The organism is Methylobacterium sp. WL103 (assembly GCF_008039885.1).
GTDB classification, from domain to species: domain Bacteria; phylum Pseudomonadota; class Alphaproteobacteria; order Rhizobiales; family Beijerinckiaceae; genus Methylobacterium; species Methylobacterium cerastii.
The window spans coordinates 1-1,478 of the sequence record NZ_VRUX01000827.1 but is presented as its reverse complement, the minus strand read 5'-3'; the positions used below and the strand labels follow the sequence as shown (position 1 = coordinate 1,478).

Here is a 1,478-nt window from a genome sequence, read left to right as displayed (position 1 = left end):
GCGCATCGCCCGGCCCTTCAGCTCGATCCAGCGCGTCGCCCCGTCGCCCGCGCGCCGGATGCGGCATTGCAGGTCCAGGGATCCCACGGTCGCGATGGTGGTGAAGGCGGCCTCGGCGACCGCGCGATCCTCGGGGAGGACGTGCGCGAGGGTCGTCGCCACGTCCCAGCGCGGCTGCAGGGCGTCGTAACCGAAGATGGCGTCGTGGCGCAGGCTCCGCCGCGACACGCCGGAGCCGAGGTCGAACTCCCAGTCGCCCATGTCGGCGGCTTCGAGCGCGATGGCGAGGTGGTCGCGGGCGACCTGGAGGTCGGCGCGCTGGCGCTCGCGCGCCTCGGCGATGCGCTCGGCATGTCCGTAGAGCAGGTCCACCTTGTGAAGGTACGCGCACAGCACGACGATGCCTGAGATCAGCGCCTCGATCCGCCCAGAGAACCAGCCGACGCTGCCGCGGGACGCGCCCGTCAGCGTCACGAGGTTGTCGAGGAGGAGCAGGAACAGCGAGACCGCGAGCCAGAGCTGGAGCAGGCTGCGCAGGCGCGTCGTCCAGCACAGGATCGCGAGCGAGAGGATGGTGAGCAGGGCGACCCCCGGCCCGACGCCGGAGGTGTTGAGCGACCAATAGTCGTCGCCGACCACGGTGGTCGGCAGCCGGTCGACCTGGGCGACCACGAGGTAGGTCAAACCGGCGACCGCCACCGCGACCCCGACGGCCGCGGCGATCCCGACGGATGCGGACCGTTCGGGGGCGATCGACCGGTGTCGGCCGTCGCCTTCCATGATCGCGTAGGGCAGTGCGAACAGCGGCGGCCCGAGGTGCCACAGGGTCCATAGCCACGTCGTCGTGGCCGGCGACGACCCGAGGATGCGACCCGTGCCGAAGACGTTCGGGAAGCTCAGGAGCTGGATCGCGACGATCAGCGTGACGTAGAGGCCGCCCGACGAGAGCACCAGCAGCGGCACCGAGCGGGTGCGCCGGTACTGCGCGAAGAACAGCGCCGTGGTGACCGCGTAGACCACCGTGAGCGCCGATTGATGGCTCGCGACGAATCCCGGCATCGGCGCCATCGGCTGCCCGACGAACGGGAGCAGCGCGAGCGACAGCGCGGCGAAGGCGAGGCAGACCAGGCCGGCGAACTGTCGCTGTCTCGGGCCCGGCGCCGCGTTGGCGAAGGTGGTGAGGTCGGCGGGGCGCGGGGCGACGTTCACGATGGTCTCCGACCTTGCGACACCACCGGTGAAGCCGAAACGACAGGATTGCGTCGGCCTACCACAACCCAATGCTTGTAACTATCGCAGATGTGCAACTGAGAGGCACAATTCGTGACGGCGAGATCAGTCCGTCGCGCGGCGGAGTCCGAGGAGGGTCTTCCGGGTTGCGCGACGCTCGGCCTGGATCTGCGCCACCAGGGTCTCGGCGCTCGGCACGCCCATCGCGGTGGCCATCCGGGCCAGGGCGCCGCGCGACGGCGCCGTCC

The 1,478-nt window shown here is 70.8% G+C and carries 1 protein-coding gene; it reads right to left on the bottom strand.

What is annotated here, in order from left to right; translation table 11 throughout:
- Positions 1-1,209: MASE4 domain-containing protein (locus FV222_RS25845; RefSeq protein WP_246685671.1), on the bottom strand; the 1,209-nt coding region annotated here is incomplete at its 3' end.
- Positions 1,210-1,478 lie beyond the last annotated feature (269 nt).